The following is a 17,346-nucleotide window of genomic DNA, read 5'->3' as shown; positions in this document are numbered from 1 at the left end:
CCTAAGATGAACTCCGTGATTGGGACTAAGTCGTAACAAGGTAGCCGTAGGGGAACCTGCGGCTGGATCACCTCCTTTCTAAGGATAATTGAGGGCTGTTTTCAATAGCAGCCTCTTCAACAACCTTTTAGGACCAAGCTCTTAAAAATTGACCACCAACCTTTTGCTATAACAAAAGCCTCACTCAGACGTAATGTTTGAGTGAGGCTTTTTTTGTGTATATTGTGATAGATCAAATCTTTCAAAATCATTCTTAGATAAAAGTAATCTCGTGAAATATGAGGACCTGTTATTTTCAATTGATGACAAGAATGGCGTCCATGAATTCCAACAGTATCTAGCCGAAGGAGGAAATGTGAATCGATCACAACCAGATTCATTATGGTCGTTGATGCACATTGCTTGTGAGAATCAAAATGAATCTTTAATTCGTGCTCTTTTTACAGCAGACAGCGGCTTGCTGAATACGAGAGCTGCCTGTGGTTATCCACCAATTTTTCAGGCGTTAGACATCGACATAGACGGTGCAATACAATCAGGGCATCCTATGACATTTGAAACAACTAGGCTAATGCTGGAATTGGGCGCTGATCCGAATTTAAAAGATCAGAAACAACGGACGCTGAGAGAATTGGCTCAAGTATATGGTGAGTTAGTCGTTAACGAATTCGATAACTGGATTGCATCACTTTTAGATTAAGAAAGATAAAGCTTTAGTGCTAGTGATAGTGGTCGATTATAAATTTGCTGCATAGGTTAGTTGTTTGATATATTTGAGCAGATTCAATGAGCGCTTAGAGGTTAGATCACGATACAAATTGAATCGATTGAATCCAAAGTGAAAAGAGTTCCAGATGGCATTGAGTAGGAAAAACAGCAGCCGGATCGTCGTTGATGGAGACACTTTCCGCTACAAAGTTTCTGCTACGAGCCCCGACGAAGACAGGAACTTTCGTCTGAATGTAACTTTGCAGAGAGAGGCTGGTGGTTCGCGACTGGAAGTCCTGGGGCTGGTAACTCGCGATTTCTGGCTGGATATTTCCAAACCGGGAGTCAAGGTAAGTAAAAAATATCCGACCATCACACCACGACACATTCGGACCATCATTGGCCGGGCGATAAACGCGGGTTGGCAGCCTCAGACGACGGGGCCTGCATTTGTGCTCGAACTCGGCAATGAGACGCTCTTTTCCAGTTCAGAATAAAATTTCTGTATTACTTTTTATCGGCATTGGTGCCTTGGCATGGTGATGCTCAATTTTGTTATCTCGCGTTAGCATCCTGTTTTCTCTTGAATCTGACGTTATTGAATACGCTGGTCGCGAGCTATCCGATTCGAAAACTCAATAAAAAGAGGACGCTACTGCTTTATTTTCTGCTTACGCCGGGTTCTCAATCTAACGGGCCAGTTGTGATTCTGCTTTACTACTTTTAGTGTCATGCGATTGGCGCGTTTCTTGTCAAAGTTAGAATTGTGTTGCAAAGTTTCTCAAATCCGAAATTGGTGCTGGCGTGCGTCTCATGCGAGGACGCGCACCGCCTTGTGAGGTGGGGATGTGATTGGCAGTGCCACTTTTAAATTTGACTACATTCACGCCGGCAGGGACCGCGAGATGAAACCGTTCCGGACTGATTTCAGGATTGACTTTGATCTGACTCAGAATAGTCAGATTTATCGAACTGATGGACGAGCTGCCTCGAGAAGAATTGGCTACGGCAATCAGACGCGGTATCGGAACTCCTGTTTTTGAGACAATTTCGTTTGTCTGAATTCGTTTCCGGATCAGCTTGTTTTTTCGAGAACGGACCTGGAAGTGTTTGATCATTCCAGATTGTTTGTCATACTCAATCAACATAGTGTTGAGTTTCAGTTGACATGTCTTATCGTCGCTACAACTGAGATCCCATTGATCGTTTTGAAATGTATGGTACGGCCGATAGAGATATTCTGAGACACGCAATGATTTAAGACCTGTAAAAGTTCCATACACATTTGCCTGTCTGGATGTTTCAAAATAGCTGAATTCCTGATCGTCAATACGCACCACCGAAAAGGTTTTTCCACCAATGGTATCGTCCAAACGAGTTGCATCTTTTGAGATAGTAAAGGTAAACGGTCGCCAATATCCCTTAAGGGAAGGCGAGGCATCCAGCGTTGCTTGCAGTTTTTTCTGTGTGATTTTGTCGCTTTCAATTAGGGGGATAATGTGGTCGTATATCCGTTTTTCAAAGTCAGTATAGGAGAACCAGTTCTGATCCTGGCTAAATGATTCATAACATCGAAATCCCTTGAGTTCCAGAGATGTCACTGATTTGTCCCAGGATTTCCAGAGGGATTGCAAACGCTTGATCTCTGCTTTTGTTGCAGGATTGATCGTTTTGTCTTCGGCAGCCAAAGTTGACTGCATTAGAACTACAGCCAGCAACATAAGTGGTACTGAGATCAATCTGAGATGCACACCTAACAGATTTTGGAATGAGATATGTTTTAGGCTATGACCATACATGCTGGAACTTCCTGCTGAGGATCAAAGAGAGTTTGTTTTATTTGAGTGTAAAACAAGATCTCTTTTTCTCGGGAATTGTATTTTGGTTTTCAGAAAGACTCGGATCATTTAGCTCTATCCATACATTTGTTTTAGCAGATCAAAACCGTTTTGCCAGAACAATTTTGATTCCTTGATTAATTTATCCAAACGGCTGAGAAAGTGAGTGTTATCAGACTTCCCACTTGGTAGACTCTATGCCCATGCGTGTGGCGCGGAGGGCGCTTTGTGAGGCCTGCATTGGCATTTCGGTTTTCGCCATCTGCTGGAATTTGGTCTGCAGGATACGGGCGAAGGTCGCGGCCAAGGTTGCTTCGTCGTCATCAAAGCCGCCGTGACTGCGGGACGTGGAAAACGATTTCGGGTCGGCGTCATCCGTATTGGGCGCGCGGACCCAATCTGCGGATTTTCGCTTGAAGAATTTTTGCAGGTCTGGATCGCGATCAATAAATTTCTGCATGCCGAGAATTGGGACACCGTCGCGGAGCAGGGGGACGCGGGCTTCGTCTTCAAACGCGTTCGAAACGAGATACAAGAGCGATTTATGATAGATGTTCGCGCAGTGATCGTCCTGCTCGGCTTTATCCGTTAGTGTAAATAGCGCGAATTGTGCCAGACTTCCGGCTTCGACCGCAGGTTGATAGGTGTCTTTAAAGAGATCGACGGTGCAGGCCGGCGCCCATAACGTGCAGGTTGAGACGGGTTGCCCCAGGCCGGTTTTATTCTTCATGGGGCCACTTTTAATTTTCCCTTTGGTGCAGAGCAGCTGCACCAGCGGTGCCATGAAGATGGAGCCGGCACTATGGCCGGCGATGTGCAGTTCAATGGAACTGTCGTCTTTGATCAGTTTTTGTAGATGACGCGACATTTTTCGCACACCCCCTTGCGCGCTGGTGGAAGCTGCCAGCGCATTTTCTTTCATTTCATCCCACTGTGCTTTGCCGGTGAGGAGCCGCGCCAAAGGTTCCAGCGCGTCATCCAGACGGTTCAGCATGAAATCTTTCGTTATATCCAGCAGACCTTCCGTGCGACGCTGTTTCAAGGCATCTTTCAGAATGTTGACCAGCGTGGTCCAGTAATCGGTTTTCCAGATGAAGGCCAGCGGATAAATTTCCGCATCAAGTAGTACCTGCCGATAGTCGGCGACGCGCTGAATCGCCGATTTTTCATCGGTCAAACCGCCGTGTGCGTAAAGCAGGATGCGTTTCTTTTTCCAGCCGGAGGTTACGCGGGGGATATCCTGCTCGAAGATATCCTTTACGGCGGCTTCAGAAGTTCCATACGTACCAGTATCGCGGAGTCGGCCGTCGTTGCCGATGCTGATAATATGCGGCCTGATGTCGTGGAATGTATAACCCACGCTCGAAGTGCCGACTTCCGCATTGGCGCGGGCAATGGCGCCGGCGGTCTGCAGTTCAATGGGCACACCAAGCCGCGCAACCCAGACGTCGGTGCCATTCTCCAGCCAGTCGGCATAGGTGATTTTGGCGAAGCCGCCCCGACCCCAGTTTGCTGACCAGGAGTTCTGAATCCAGAATCCCTCGCTATCGTAGGCGACGATGGCAAACGCATGTCCTCCCAGTGTTTTGGTTTTATGGGGGATGGTTCCATCAGCGCCGATCCTGTTCCAGCCTTCATGTACGATGGCAGTGGCATACAGAACTTCGGCTTCCTGAATCGCACAGTGCATGGCGACAAGGTCACGATGATTCACGCGAAAATACGCGCCAAGCGGACGGTGTTTGGAATCATCCGCGCGCTCGGGCGTCAGGTTTTCATCCGCGCGTCCTGCTTTGTAAGGCCAGAGTTCTTCCGTACAGACACCATGTTTGTGCCAGCCTTTCATAGCTCCGCGTGCGCTGGAACCGGAATATCCTTCGCCGGGCCATTCATCATAGCGTTTCGCCATTTCATACAACATGCGGGAGCTGACGGGAATGGCATCGGGAACGACCCTGCGTGACAGAAGCAGGTAGTTGACGACCGTGGCCAGGCCAAAACCGGTGCAAGCACCTTCGACACCTTGATCAAGCACGGGGACATTCCGTTGCTGATAGTCCTCCAACGGGCGATAAGTGGGAACTTCCGTCAGTGTGGGGACGAACATCTGGTCGCGAAAGTCAAGTGTGTCAGGCCGGGCATCCAGTGTTCGCTCTGAGAGAGTGACGGGCTTTGTTTTTTTTCGGGCCATGAGCGCGATTCCCTTTTCTACAGGAATAAGGCTTTGATTACATTTATTGAAATGAACCTGTCCAACTCAACGTACAGACATGCTGATCTGTAATCGTGTCGCCCAGTTGAATGTATGTCTATTTATGTTCGCTTTTATCTTACAAGATGGCAGGTACGGATCAAGCAGGATTTCTAAGAAATGTGATCTATGGTTCACGCGGGAGTGGACGAGGTGAACCAGGTCCCGTTTTACGTTGTCGTTACGGGAATTAACTAATAACGAGTATGAAATCATCTCAGAAGCGATGCAGGTCTTCTTAAACAGAAAGAGTCAAACATGAGTCAGGTCGAGGAAGAGTTTTGCAGGTACCCACATTTTTTGATTATCGATTTGGAAGCGACATGCTGTAATCAGAAAACAGTTCCCCGTCATGAGATGGAAATTATTGAAATTGGGGCGGTGATCATCGCTCAAGAATCACTTAACATCGTTGATGAATTTCAAACGTTTATTCAACCTGTCAGGCATCCTCAATTAACGCCGTTTTGTACGGAGCTAACGTCGATCAGGCAATCTGATCTCACTGACTCCCCCTGTTTTTCTGAAGCACTTTCCCTGTTGCAACAATGGCTGATGCCCTTTGATCAGTATCTCTTCTGTTCCTGGGGCGATTATGATAAAAGCCAGTTTGAGCAAGATTGCCGCTTCCATCAAATCGCTTATCCCTTTCGCTCGGGCCATCTGAATCTCAAAAAACAGTTCTCAAAGTCTCAAGGTTTGACAAAAAAACATGGCATGGCAGGAGCTTTAGAGCTGGCGAGTATCACATTAGAGGGAACGCATCATCGTGGAATTGATGATGCCAGAAACATGGCAAAGCTCATGCCTTATATTGTCGGGACAGAAAAAGTCGCTTCTGTAAAATAAAATCAAATTGAAGCGAATTTCATTCGATCAGATCTAAAAATATCCCGCAAATTACCGTTTTAAAGCGTAAGAAATAAGATTATCTGGAGCGTACGGTGATATTGTCTCTCATTAAAAAAACATTCAGTAATTCCGAATTGCTGTTTGCTTTGAAATTCTAAACCCACTATAATTGCCTGTTCATTAGTTCTAGATTAATCTGTCAGGTTCACAGGAACTATAGAATTGACTTCATTACGATTACGGTAGAAAATATATATTACGCAGTAGTAGTCTGCTAAACCATCACGTTACAGATATCAACTCATCATTAAAAGTATTAGTTTGGGGAAATGATGATCACTTCAAGGGAGTTATCGATGCGCAAATATGTACCAAGTTCAAAGCAATCTACTCGCCGTGGATTTACTCTCATTGAACTCTTGGTCGTGATGGCAATTATTGCCATTCTCGCTGCTCTACTTTTGCCAGCGATTCAAAGGGCTCGCGAAAGTGCACGACGCACTCAGTGTATTAACAACCTGAAGCAAATCAGTCTGGCAGCACATAATTACGAGAGTTCGTTTCGTAGTTTTCCCTCTGGTTGGATTGAAGCGATGCCCGTGGATCCGACCTCTGGTCAACAACTGGATGGCCCTGCGAATGCCAATGTTGCTTTCAGTGAAGACATTCTCATTCCATATGATGGAGTCGATAGTACTAACAACCGGGTTTCTCAATATCGCTTAGTCGAGTGGGAACTTTCTCCCTGGTGGGGTTGGCAGGCGCTGCTATTGGGTGAAATGAATCAGGCCAACGTGAATATCGACTATGATCTCCCCAAATTTTCCCCTGACAGTAAAGCTGCCAGCCTGGTGGCGATCGAAAGTTACATCTGCCCTAGCGCATCTTATCCTTCAGACCGCCCACGTGGTTTAGGACTCTCCAGCTATCGTGGAGTAGGGGGAGCCTTAACAGGCTATTCAAATTTAAGCCCTTATAGCGGTGTTTTCCAAGGCGGTATTTTTCGGGCCAACAGTGGAACTAAATTTCGTGATGTCCCAGATGGAGAATCAAATACACTCTTATTTGGTGAGTCTTCCTTTGGTTTCTGGGCAGATAGCCATAGTGCTGTTGCAGGTTGTGTGAGAGCTGCTGACGGTAGTTCGTCATTTCATGATGGCAATAATTTCGATGGTACACCGTATCATGATACGACCGTTTCACAACAAGGGGGAGCTCCTTATCATCTTACGTTCGGTTCCTGGCATGGTGACGTCATTCACTTTGCAGTCGCCGATGGTTCTGCAAAGGCAATGGCAAAAAATATCGACTTTAATCTCTTCCGCCAGTTATGTATCCGAAATGACGGAGAACGCATGACCGGCGAATGGTAAGCCTTGATGAGTCTCAGTTCTCCTGTCTTATCACGACTTCGCATTTTTGTTTTAGCAGTTACAGCTTTCAAGCGCGTTCAAAACTGAACGCCATGACTTCCTGTAGTGTCTGTTTTCCCAGTGCGAGCATGATTAATCGATCAATGCCCAGCGCGGTGCCCGCACAAGCGGGTAAACCGGCTTCCATTGCCTGCAGAAGATAGCTTTCCGCTGGTAATGCAGGTCGCTTTTCTTTTAACCTCAGTTCCGCTTGTTGTGCGATGCGCGTTTGTAGCTCATGCGCGTCAGTCAATTCATGATATCCGTTGCAGATCTCGATACCCTGTAAGTAAAGTTCAAATCGTTCTGCGACATGGTGACCACTCTTCTTTCTATCATCACGAATACGAGCCAGGGCCGCTTGCTGTTGTGGGTAGTCGTAGACGAACACAGCTCCTAACTGGCAGAGGGCAGGTTCTATCAATTCCACCAGCAATAAGTTCTGCCAACTCAAACGATCTGTCTCATCAAATCCGGACGGGACCGAAATTTGATGTTGTAAGGCTGCCTGTTGAAATTCCTCTACACTCGAATTTAATGCGGAGAGACCAGCATATTTTCGAAATACATCCTCAAAGCTAAAACGTTCAAATTGCTCAGCAGGCAGTGAATCTCTCGTATTCTGATCAAAAAATGACTCCGCTACCTGGTAGACATGTCGCACCAGCGACTCCACAAACGTCATTTGCTCATGATGAGATTCCCCCAGTCGATACCATTCCAACATCGTAAACTCGGGATTGTGTAGCGGGCCTTGCTCCGCCTGTCGAAAAGCGTGAGTGATCTGATAAATCTGGTCCGCGCCTGCCGCCAGTAGCCGTTTCATGGCGAATTCAGGTGAGGTCTGCAAAAAACGTGTTGCCTGTTCTGTATTTGCTTCAGGTTTTTCGAGTCCCTCGGCAGAATGCCATAAGGTGGTGAAGGGGTCGATAAAAGCGTCGACTACCGAATCACGGGAAAGAATGGGGGTTTCCACTTCCCAGTAACCAGAAGCTTCAAAGAACATGCGGACTGCGTGTAAGAGTTTGCTGCGGAATTTCAGCGTTTCGATTGATGCTGTGGGAAGGTATTCAAGTTTCTCTTGCATGTGCTGATTCATGGTCAGGGGAATTGTTGAAAGAAGAAAGTAGCCGGAAATTACTGGTCTCTGTTAGCGAATAACTGACGCAGCTTATCGATTCGTTTGCGATTGGTTCCCATGTCAGAATAACCGACACGAGAAGCCGATCGAACTTGAATCACATTCTCACTGGAATCAACCCAGAATTCAACATCATCCACAAAACGAAAAAAGAACGAGCAAAACTCGGCATAGAGATAGTCTCCTTCGTGGTTGATAATCCGACATCCTTGTTGCTGACTGAGAATCTCTGCTAATCGCTTTAAGGCCTTCTCACCTGAACCTGAAAATTTAATAGGTTCAATAAAATGTATTGGAGACTCACATTGTGAGCATACACAGTTCGGTGAATCAGGACAGGGGCTCAATCGCTGATTTTTCACTCCCAGGTCTGACGGGGGAGGCAGCAGGTAATTCGTAAGCACAATCACGCAATAAACAGTTAATAAAAAAGAGACGCACCAGAAAAGAATCATCTTCCTAATACGCCTCCCGTTCCATATTTTTTTTGAATGACTGGTTATTTCTCTTGATCCATTTCAAAATCTTGAACTCGGCTATCATTGTCTTCTTCAGACGACGGTGCAGAATGTTTTGCCTTTGCGCGGGCCGTTTTCAGTAGTTGTTCTTCAAGAGATTGTAGTTCTTCTTCATCTGAAAGCAACTGTTCTGGTTGTCCATAGATTTCGTCTGTGTCTTCCAAAGATTCATTGAGTGAATCTACTTTTTGGCCTAATTGCTCTTCAGAACGTTTTTGTTCATTAGGCTCAGGTAAATCTGATTCTGATTGTCCCTGATCGGGAAATAACTTTTTAACTGAACTATAAGCACGAACAAACAATGTCGTTGCTGCGATGCTAATTACTAATGCCGCCCATTTTGTCACGCCTAGACCATTTTGCCCCCAGATAGATTCGGCGAAAATAACAAGTGTCGTCACGACACAGACTAAAGCTAAAGCGCCTTTAAAGATCAGATCAGTTCGTTGGTTTTTCATGGAGTGTCGCGCAATTGCCATCCTTGCCGAATAGTTGGCAACATCACGGAATGAGTTCATAGCGTCTCGCACTGCATCCTTATCTTGTAAATGTGCGGGAGCCTCCTTCAATGCTTCCAGTTTTTCTTCCATTGAGAGTTGCTCTGATGTCAGTTGCGATTCCAGAAAACTACTCGTAGAAAGAGTTACTTGATTATCTACCTCAGACTCTGGTTCCTGATTCTCTTTTTCTTTTGGGGAAGTGATATTTTGAGTTTCTATGTTTGAAGAGTCTAAAGCGCCAGAACTATTCCCGCGTGAGCGGGCAAGCAATCTTTCCATATAGGCAGAAACAGAATTGGGATCTTCTGCATCATCGAGGACATAAGAATCTTCCTGATCTGCTGACTCTTCTGGTTTTTCTTCGGCAGCAGAGTTCTGCTCTGTGATCTGTTCTGAATCTGTTGTTTCAGCTTCTTCCTTTTTTGTGAATAAATTGAGTAAGCTCCCTGTCTTTGGCTGTACTTCTTCTGACGATAGATTTTCAGAATCTGGCTCTGCTGTTTCACTTGTTGAATCATTCATGAACGACTGTAGCAGAGAACCTGGCTCTTGTAGAATCTGTTTTGAAGGTTCATCAGAAGAGTCTACTTCTTCATGATTGAATATGGGAGTATCTTCAACTTCTGAGCCACCAGTGACATCCGCATCACAATCAACCGGTTTTAACCCGATTTCAGCAATAAATTGTTCCCGCTCATCCAATTGTTGTTCGCGGATCTGAACAATTCGCTCACGATCTTCCAATTCTCCCTGACTTTTTTGGATTTGTAATCGCTGTGATTCCAGATGCTCTCTTTGTCGATTGATCTCTTCCCGATCAATCAGCAGTTGATCATGATCCAGAGACAACTTCTCTTGTTCTCTAGTCAATTCATCAATCTTCTCTTGCTGATCTGCACCCGCTGGTGTTGCCTCAGTTAATTCTCGCTCGCGGATCGTTAGAGTTTCTTCGCGGTTTTTCAGGTCTGTTTCCTGTTGCTCCAACTCCGCTTTGAGCCGCTCCAGTGCTTCCCGTTCTCCAGATAAACCTGCTTGATCACTGTTTACCGAATCGTGATCAGTGTTTAACTCATCTGTCTCGCTCTCTCTGGCTGCCAATTGTTCTTCGCGTGCAGTAAGTGCTTGCTCGCGTTCTTCAAGTTTTTCGCGATCAGCCTCTAACAATGCATGAGCACGGTCAAGTTCTTCCTGTGCAGCCGCATTGGATGTCTGATCTGTTTGAGACTGTGCCTGTTGTTCTTTGAATTCTTCGCGTAACGATTCCAATTCTTGTTCGCATGCAGTAAATGCTTGCTCGCGTTCTTCAAGTTTTTCGCGATCTGCTTCTAACGATTCAAGAGCACGGTCAAGTTCTTCTTGTGCAGCTGCATTGGATGTCTGATCCGTTTGAGACTTTACCTGTTGTTCTTCCAATTCTTCGAGTAGTGTTTCCAGTTCTTGTTCGCGTGCAGTAAGAGCATGCTCGCGTTCTTCAAGTTTTTCGTGATCAGCCTCTAACAATGCATGAGCACGGTCAAGTTCTTCCTGTGCAGCCGCATTGGATGTCTGATCTGTCTGAGACTGTGCCTGTTGTTCTTTGAATTCTTCGAGCGATGTTTCCAGTTCTTGTTCACGTGCAGTAAGTGCTTGTTCGCGTTCTTCGAGTTTTTCACGATCAGCCTCTAATAATGCATGAGCGCGGTCAAGCTCGTTTTGTTCGTCATTTAAAGTAGACGGTTCGGCTTGAGTGGCAGTTTCTCGTTCGTTCAACTCCTGTTCTTTGGTTGTCAGTTGCTCTTCGCGTTCTAAAAGCGATTTCTGCCGTTCTTCGATCTCCTGTTTCTGCCGATCTAATTCAATTTGATCTTGTTCGAAAGTGGTGCGTGAAAGGTTCCACTCTGACTTCTCTGTTTCGAAAGCACTTTTTTGTTCTTCGAGTTGAGCAATTTGGGCCACATACTCTTCACGTTTTGTTTCGAGTGTCTGGTGCTCTGCTTTCAGATTAGATTGTTTTATTTCAAGATTTTCTTGCTGTTCATCGAGAATGGTCTGCTGTTTTTCCAGCTTATCTTGCCGTTGAGAGAGTTCATTTTCCAGGCCGATCAAAGTGGAGTTTTTTTGATCGAAATCTGCTTTTAGGGCTTCGGCTTCTCGTTGCTGTCGATTTAGTTCATCAGTTTGATCTTGTAATTGCGACTGTTGTTCTTCCAACTGCTGACGTGTGGTTTCTAGCTGCTCATGTTCTTGTTGCAGCTGTTCTCTTTGTTGTTGCAACTCTTGTTTTAAGTCTTCCTGGTCTGCTTTAGATTCTAAGTTTGATTGAAGTGTTTGCTCTCGTTCTGCTAGAGTAGCCTGCTGATCCCGCAGTGAATTCTGTTGTTTTTCCAAATCTTCTGACCAGGATTCCAGGTGACTGCGTTCTTCGCTCAAATCACGTTCATAGTCTACTAATGATTGTTCTAACAAAGAGTCGGCGGTTTGACGCGTTTCATGTTCTGACTTGAGTGCTTCCAGAAATGCACGTTCGGTCTCTCGATCTGTCTGTTGAATTGCCTGATGTTCTTCCAGGTCGAGCCAGCCATGTATCAAATTTCGTTGCTGCTCTGTCAGTAGATTCTGTTCTTGTTTGAGAGACGTCTCGAATTGAGCCAACTTTTGTTTCTGCGTTCTTACCTCATTCTGTTGAGCGAGTATTTGTTCTTGTTCATTTGAAACTTCCTGTTGAAGTAAATCTAACTGATTCAGCTTATGATCCAATTCGAGAATCGCTTCATCGAAGGTTCGTTGTTGGCTTTGTGACTCTAGAACTTGGTTTTGTTCAACTGCGGTCGTACTTTGTGCTGTTGGGTCAAGTTGAAAACGTTGGTGCAATTTAGCGAGTTCAGCTTCCTGTTGTTGCATCTCCTTTTGTAGCTCGACTTGCTCCGCTTCGATTTTTGTCAGCATCTGCTGACGTTCCTCAAGCATTTTCAGGTACTTTACCACTTCCTGCGACTCGCCAGGGTTCTCAATTTGTTGATCTGTTGCCAGAGTATCTTTGAGTTGGTTGGGGTCATCATTTGATTCAACTGCAACTTGTGTGACAGACTCTACCATGATACCTATGGGGCCTACGAAAAATTTCATTCCTGGTATTAACGAAATTTGTCTGACAGGCCGATCATTCACCCAGACGCGAGGGTCGACCGCTTTAACTGAAGCCTCTTGTTCACCAACAATAATGATACAATGTAATTCTGCGATTCCCGGAACTTCAATCCGAATTGGACAATTGGGAGAAGACCCGACTTGATACTCTCCTGTCGTTAATTCGACAGGCGTGATTGTGTGTGTCAAAGGCAGGAGAGAAACCTGGAGTTGAAATTCCCCGGATTTCTGTGCCGTCTCTGAATGAAGGGATGATGTGGTTAACATCCTGATACTCCCAAAATCGCGATGATGAATTTTAATTCAGTAGTAAAATGTCTGTTGTGGTTCAAAACGATGTGTTCTCAAACTTGATGATTACGGAAATCAACATGCTATTTCCTACCTGCATATAGCTTTGAAAGTACCACTGGTCAAACTATTGGTCTTGCAGGTGTGGAGGGTTTTATCTTAAAAAAAAAGTTTTGGTTATTGATCGGGGAAATAATGATTGTAATGATTAAAAGTCTGTTGTTTTTACTCGTTTTGAGTCAAATTCAGACAAAAATGCTCATGGAAACCCTCCAGAAAGGAGAGCTCAATGACATCAGCGGCCGGGATGCCTATAATGTAAAAGGTCACTTTTTGTTCAATCATCTGGTCGATTTACTCTCAATCTCAAGCTGACTTTGCTCGAAAACGGTACTGACTTTATGGCTCGCTGGCTGAAAATTCCGTCGAAACAAAAACGTCAAACAGAGGACGTTCCCGAGCCGTACGAAATTGTGTGCGTCTGCGGCGTGGGGCTTTCAGGTTATCGGCGAAAAACTCCTTATCGTCACGCCTGCCAACAATGCGATGAGATCTATTTCATTCTCCCACGGAACAGTTATCCCGCGCCAAAAGCCAAAAAAAAGAAGAAGCAACTACCTACACAAAAACAGATCTCGGAATACTTTCTGAACACTTCTTTTGTGACGCAACTGAGAGAAAAAAGAAAGCAGAAGCAAGTGTCCCGAAAACAACAGGAGGTACGACCTGAAGTCGCTGCCAGTCCGAAACTTTCGCCGTTTGAGCTACCTGCTCCAAGCTCCAGACTGATTACCCCCTTTAGAGCTGTTCTGTCAGGCATCGTATTGATCATTGGCCTCACTGGGTACGGAATCATTCATAGCCGAAATTTAGAGCGTGCAACTGATACATTGAAAACTGCAACAGAGGCTGGCGAAACGTTTTTAAAACAGGGTGATTTGATTGCCGCTAATTCGGCTTACCTGGAAGCGTTCGAAGCACTCGAAATTTTAGGACGCACTGATCACCGCGCCAACGAAATTCGTCAAACATCCCGCGAACTGCAATCGATTACTTCTCAAGCTGTTTCACCTGTGTTTGAAATTGCCGAGGAAGCTGCTTCCCAGATCAAACAAAGTGATGTCGATAGCTGGGCCGCTCTCTTCGATGTCCGTTATGCAGATACATGGATGATCTTTGAAACGACCTTGACTCCCGTTGCGGTCGAAAGTGAAGCAGAACCTCCTCGCTTTCGTCTCAATTTACCAATCATTCTCGACGAATATCAACTTTATCTTGAACTGACTGCACCGAGTTTCAGCGAGTATCTCAAACAGCATCCTGGGCAGCCCCTCATCTTTGCTGCTCAAATCGATAGTTTCCATCAGGCTGCCGAGCAGCCTGGTACTGGAATTATTCTGCTCAATGGTGAAACTGCTTTTCTATGGTCACATCTAAACTTGTATGAACAGCTTGGAATTGAGTTTGATGAGTTCCATAACCGGGATCAGATTGAAGGAATTCTCAATCAACAAACCCAATATCTGGGAATGGTGAAATGAATAAACAGAATCGCCACTGCAAATGGTTGTTCTCATTGATGGCATTGGTTCTCTGTCAGAATGTGGTTTCTGCCGCTGATCGGAGTATCCAACACTTTGTCAGCGAGCGCGAACAATGGAAACGGTTGATTGGCGTCCCCCAAACTTTAGAAGGGCGTCTTTCTACATTCAGTTCAAAATCGCTTCGCTTCCGAAACTGTCCCATTCCGTTTCATTTTGTCGGTAACATTCCCAAGCTTGATTCGAGCTTTAAAAATGTAGAAGTCACGGGAGAATTGGCGCGAGAAAATGGACGTTTGTTATTTAACGTCAAGTCGCTGAAAAAATTACCTTCTGACATAGAGCATTTTGTCATAGAGGAAACAAAAATTGACCGCTCAAAGCCACGAGAATGGTATGCCCTGGCTGACTGGGCTAAGCAGCGAGCGACTTTTTATGATGATAAGGAACTGACGCAAAAAGCACTCTCTGCGTATAAAATGGGAATCAATACCGAGTACCGTCAACTTTTGGTCAAACAACCAGAGGCACTACTGAAACTGGCTGATCGCGCACAACAATACCAACTCGATCCGCTTTTGTATGATACTTTCCGGCATGAAGCACTCGTGCTTGAGAGGCAAAACCTGAGTAAACAGAAAGACTCAGATTTAAAACCGTTGCTCACTTCTATTCTGAAGTATTTTCCCACAGTTAAAACGCCACAAAAAAAAGATGTTCCTAAAGAGCGAAATCAGTACCTAAAAAATCAAGTTGAAGTTTTTCAGCAAGCTGATCAACAGACACGACTGCGGCTGATTCGCTGGTTCTATTCCCAGTTGATTTTGGAAGGCATCCTGAAGAATCTGGAGGCAGGGGGTAGCAACGGTTTTGAGATTTCAGATCAAATTGCAAAGAAGTTACCCGAACGCACCGATCTGGTGACCCAATATCAGAATGAGCAACTCGAATTTGACTTTAATCGAATTGACGAATTGCCGCGCCAATATGTGCTTGATCTTTCAGAGGAATTTCTGAGACGCAAAAATAAAGTCAAAGCAGAACAAACCCTGACAAATTGGATTGATTTTCGTCGGAAAAAACTAGATGTCAGCGATGCAGACGGGCGCGTTCGTCTGGCCCGCGATATGATTGATCTGACCAATGACAAGGCGGGGGCAACCAAAGTACTGTTGGAAGCGTGGGAACTCAATCCCAAGTCTTCAGAAGCAGCTAATTTGCTCGGCCGTCTTGGTTTTATGTTACAAGGGAAGAAATGGCTGAATCCGAAAGAAGTCATGGAATTTCGAAATGATCCGATTCGAAAGGCAATTCGAAACGGGACGGTGACCATTGGCATGAATCGTAACCAAATAAAAAAGGTTTTAGGAGCGCCGAATCAAATCAGCCGTAGTATATCTGGAGGAGAAATCAACGAATTATGGATTTACGGTGAAACAGGAAACCAGGACTTAATCATTGCATTAGCGCGCAAAAAGCGTGCGCAGGAGTTCAAAGTCATTCGAATCAAGAACGCGCGAGTACCTCAGGAATCAATCAAAGAGGCGGCAAAACCTGCTGAATAAAGGTTTGGTTACTCAAACGTCTCACATTCAGTGCTTTTCAAATGAACTTCGGTTCATAATCAGAGGATTGATGCAATCGACATTGTAAGAATGGCAGTCAGTGACTATGGTTTATCTGCTCATGAGGCGTCTGTGGAATTGAACTTCTAGAACTGCATGAGAGAACTTTCTGATCGGAATCAAGGCCGAATCGATGACCCCTCTACAAGGATTGTACCGCAGTGACGGAAATGGAATTGACTCCGAAAAAAGAACTCCCTCCTCTCTATCATGATTCCTCATTCTGGGGCATGACAGTCACACAATTCTGGGGTGCGTTCAATGATAATCTCTATAAACAACTTGTATTGTTAGTTTGTGCGCAACAGGTTTTGCTGGAACAAACGAATGATAAACAACCAATTGCTTTAGCCGTTTTTGCGCTACCGTTTGTGTTCTTCTCCGGGCTGGCGGGTTGGTTCTCTGATCGAAACAGCAAGCGTACCATTATCATTGGCTGTAAAGTGGCCGAAATTGTCATCGCCTTATTGGCGATGGCCGCATTTTTTACAGGTCACTTATTGCCATTGCTCGTGGTGCTGGGATTATTAAGCACACAAAGCGCTATCTTCGGGCCGGCGAAGTATGGGATTCTTCCCGAAATGCTCCGCGATGATGATTTACCCCAGGCGAACGGTGTCATTCAAATGACGACGTTTGTCGCGATTATTTTTGGAATGGCATCAGCCGGTTTTGTCAAACAGGCCTTCCCGGGAGAGCTCTGGAAAACCAGCTACTTTTGTATTGCGATTGCCGTGATCGGGACGATAGCTTCCTTGTGGGTACGAAAGACACCCGTTGCACAACCGGGACTCTCGTTTCGCTGGTCGACGATGGGAATTGATTCTGAAACGAGATCCCTGCTACTGAAAGATCGGCAGTTATTAAATGTGCTGCTCGTCTCTTCAGTGTTCTGGTTTGTAGGGGGAATTATTCAGCCCTTAGTAAATATCTTTGGGATCGGGCAACTGCATTTAAGTGAAAGCCGCACCAGTCTGATGGCGGCTTGTATGGGGGTTGGTATCTCGTTCGGCTGCATTTTAGCAGGACGCATTTCACGGAAGCGAGTCAATTTTACATTGGTTACGGTGGGGGCATGGGGCATTGTGATTACCTTATTTGCTATGTTCGGTTTTGGCTGGTGGGGGCCTGCTGAGAGCTTGGAAAGCCTGAAAGAGACTGACACCTCGCTCTGGAAATCATTTATTCCCGAAAGTGCGCTTGAATGGGCCGCACGCTCGGTTCTCACATTGATGGGTTTTTTCGCCGGTCTCTTTGTGGTTCCACTTCAGGTCGAATTACAGACTAGACCACCCAAGTCACAAAAAGGGCGGATGATCGGTGCGATGAATTTAATCAACTGGATTGGCATCGTCATTTCCGCTTTGTTCTTCCAAATTTTTACGGTCATTTGCAACCTGTTTCACTGGCCAATGAGCCAGGTCTTTCTGGCACTGGCACTCGTGATTCTTCCCATCGCATTATTTTATCACCCTAAGGATGAAGCATTAGCACACGAGAGTCCCTGAAGTTTTAAACTTTTGCTTGACCGTCGGCTGAGATC

At 45.4% G+C, this 17,346-nt stretch carries 12 protein-coding genes; 7 read left to right on the top strand and 5 right to left on the bottom strand.

Annotation, left to right across the window (positions count from 1 at the left end):
- Nucleotides 1–355 precede the first annotated feature (355 nt).
- Both V202x_RS11475 and V202x_RS11470 read left to right on the top strand, forming a co-directional pair.
- Nucleotides 356–700, top strand: a complete 345-nt coding sequence (locus tag V202x_RS11475; protein WP_145174553.1) for an ankyrin repeat domain-containing protein — start codon at nucleotides 356–358, stop codon at nucleotides 698–700.
- 154 nt (nucleotides 701–854) lie between these two features.
- Nucleotides 855–1,205, top strand: a complete 351-nt coding sequence (locus V202x_RS11470) for a hypothetical protein (protein ID WP_145174550.1) — start codon at nucleotides 855–857, stop codon at nucleotides 1,203–1,205.
- 261 nt (nucleotides 1,206–1,466) lie between these two features.
- On the opposite strand, the gene V202x_RS11465 is transcribed toward V202x_RS11470, so the two are convergent.
- The gene (locus V202x_RS11465) at nucleotides 1,467–2,507 is read right to left on the bottom strand and encodes a hypothetical protein (protein WP_145174547.1); all 1,041 of its coding nucleotides are present in this window, start codon (nucleotides 2,505–2,507) and stop codon (nucleotides 1,467–1,469) included.
- A gap of 211 nt (nucleotides 2,508–2,718) precedes the next feature.
- Nucleotides 2,719–4,737 (bottom strand): C1 family peptidase, encoded by a 2,019-nt coding sequence (locus V202x_RS11460; protein WP_145174543.1) that lies wholly within the window; start codon nucleotides 4,735–4,737, stop codon nucleotides 2,719–2,721.
- Nucleotides 4,738–5,055: 318 nt separating this feature from the next.
- Between V202x_RS11460 and V202x_RS11455 the strand changes: the two genes are divergently transcribed.
- Together V202x_RS11455 and V202x_RS11450 are read left to right on the top strand one after the other, a co-directional pair.
- Complete coding sequence (locus tag V202x_RS11455) at nucleotides 5,056–5,646, top strand: 3'-5' exonuclease (protein WP_145174541.1); 591 nt, start codon at nucleotides 5,056–5,058, stop codon at nucleotides 5,644–5,646.
- Nucleotides 5,647–6,005: 359 nt separating this feature from the next.
- Nucleotides 6,006–7,022 (top strand): DUF1559 domain-containing protein, encoded by a 1,017-nt coding sequence (locus V202x_RS11450; RefSeq protein ID WP_197993344.1) that lies wholly within the window; start codon nucleotides 6,006–6,008, stop codon nucleotides 7,020–7,022.
- A 67-nt stretch (nucleotides 7,023–7,089) separates the two neighbouring features.
- Here the strand turns inward: V202x_RS11450 and epmA are convergent, their stop codons facing one another.
- Genes epmA through V202x_RS11435 form a run of 3 tightly spaced genes read right to left on the bottom strand, consistent with a single transcriptional unit; the run spans nucleotide 7,090 to nucleotide 12,613 of the window.
- A complete protein-coding gene (gene epmA / locus V202x_RS11445) occupies nucleotides 7,090–8,148 on the bottom strand; it encodes an EF-P lysine aminoacylase EpmA (RefSeq protein WP_145174536.1) in 1,059 nt (352 codons plus the stop codon).
- Between the two features lie 50 nt (nucleotides 8,149–8,198).
- Nucleotides 8,199–8,657: a DUF1499 domain-containing protein gene (locus V202x_RS11440; RefSeq protein ID WP_145174533.1), complete on the bottom strand. Its 459-nt coding sequence runs from the start codon at nucleotides 8,655–8,657 to the stop codon at nucleotides 8,199–8,201.
- A 44-nt stretch (nucleotides 8,658–8,701) separates the two neighbouring features.
- A complete protein-coding gene (locus V202x_RS11435) occupies nucleotides 8,702–12,613 on the bottom strand; it encodes an FHA domain-containing protein (protein ID WP_145174530.1) in 3,912 nt (1,303 codons plus the stop codon).
- 425 nt (nucleotides 12,614–13,038) lie between these two features.
- Here V202x_RS11435 and V202x_RS11430 point away from each other — a divergent pair, with 425 nt between their 5' ends.
- The 3 genes from V202x_RS11430 to V202x_RS11420 all read left to right on the top strand — a co-directional run bounded on the left by V202x_RS11430 (nucleotide 13,039) and on the right by V202x_RS11420 (nucleotide 17,311).
- Entirely contained in the window at nucleotides 13,039–14,178 is a 1,140-nt protein-coding gene (locus V202x_RS11430; RefSeq protein WP_145174527.1) for a hypothetical protein, read from the top strand.
- Nucleotides 14,175–15,743, top strand: a complete 1,569-nt coding sequence (locus tag V202x_RS11425; RefSeq protein WP_145174524.1) for a hypothetical protein — start codon at nucleotides 14,175–14,177, stop codon at nucleotides 15,741–15,743. The genes V202x_RS11430 and V202x_RS11425 overlap by 4 nt, the downstream gene beginning before the upstream one ends.
- A 230-nt stretch (nucleotides 15,744–15,973) precedes the next feature.
- Complete coding sequence (locus tag V202x_RS11420) at nucleotides 15,974–17,311, top strand: MFS transporter (RefSeq protein ID WP_232099005.1); 1,338 nt, start codon at nucleotides 15,974–15,976, stop codon at nucleotides 17,309–17,311.
- Nucleotides 17,312–17,346 lie beyond the last annotated feature (35 nt).

The organism is Gimesia aquarii, assembly GCF_007748175.1.
GTDB classification, from domain to species: domain Bacteria; phylum Planctomycetota; class Planctomycetia; order Planctomycetales; family Planctomycetaceae; genus Gimesia; species Gimesia aquarii_A.
Note: the sequence above shows the minus strand (reverse complement) of the source record. Positions and strands in the feature narration are given on the sequence as shown.

Coding starts and splice junctions, on each gene's coding strand:
- V202x_RS11430 (WP_145174527.1), top strand. CDS start 13,039: ATGGCTCGCTGGCTGAAAATTCCGTCGAAACAAAAACGTCAAACAGAG.
- V202x_RS11440 (WP_145174533.1), bottom strand. CDS start 8,657: ATGATTCTTTTCTGGTGCGTCTCTTTTTTATTAACTGTTTATTGCGTG.
- V202x_RS11470 (WP_145174550.1), top strand. CDS start 855: ATGGCATTGAGTAGGAAAAACAGCAGCCGGATCGTCGTTGATGGAGAC.
- V202x_RS11435 (WP_145174530.1), bottom strand. CDS start 12,613: ATGTTAACCACATCATCCCTTCATTCAGAGACGGCACAGAAATCCGGG.
- V202x_RS11460 (WP_145174543.1), bottom strand. CDS start 4,737: ATGGCCCGAAAAAAAACAAAGCCCGTCACTCTCTCAGAGCGAACACTG.
- V202x_RS11450 (WP_197993344.1), top strand. CDS start 6,006: ATGCGCAAATATGTACCAAGTTCAAAGCAATCTACTCGCCGTGGATTT.
- V202x_RS11455 (WP_145174541.1), top strand. CDS start 5,056: ATGAGTCAGGTCGAGGAAGAGTTTTGCAGGTACCCACATTTTTTGATT.
- epmA (WP_145174536.1), bottom strand. CDS start 8,148: ATGCAAGAGAAACTTGAATACCTTCCCACAGCATCAATCGAAACGCTG.
- V202x_RS11420 (WP_232099005.1), top strand. CDS start 15,974: ATGGAATTGACTCCGAAAAAAGAACTCCCTCCTCTCTATCATGATTCC.
- V202x_RS11425 (WP_145174524.1), top strand. CDS start 14,175: ATGAATAAACAGAATCGCCACTGCAAATGGTTGTTCTCATTGATGGCA.
- V202x_RS11465 (WP_145174547.1), bottom strand. CDS start 2,507: ATGTATGGTCATAGCCTAAAACATATCTCATTCCAAAATCTGTTAGGT.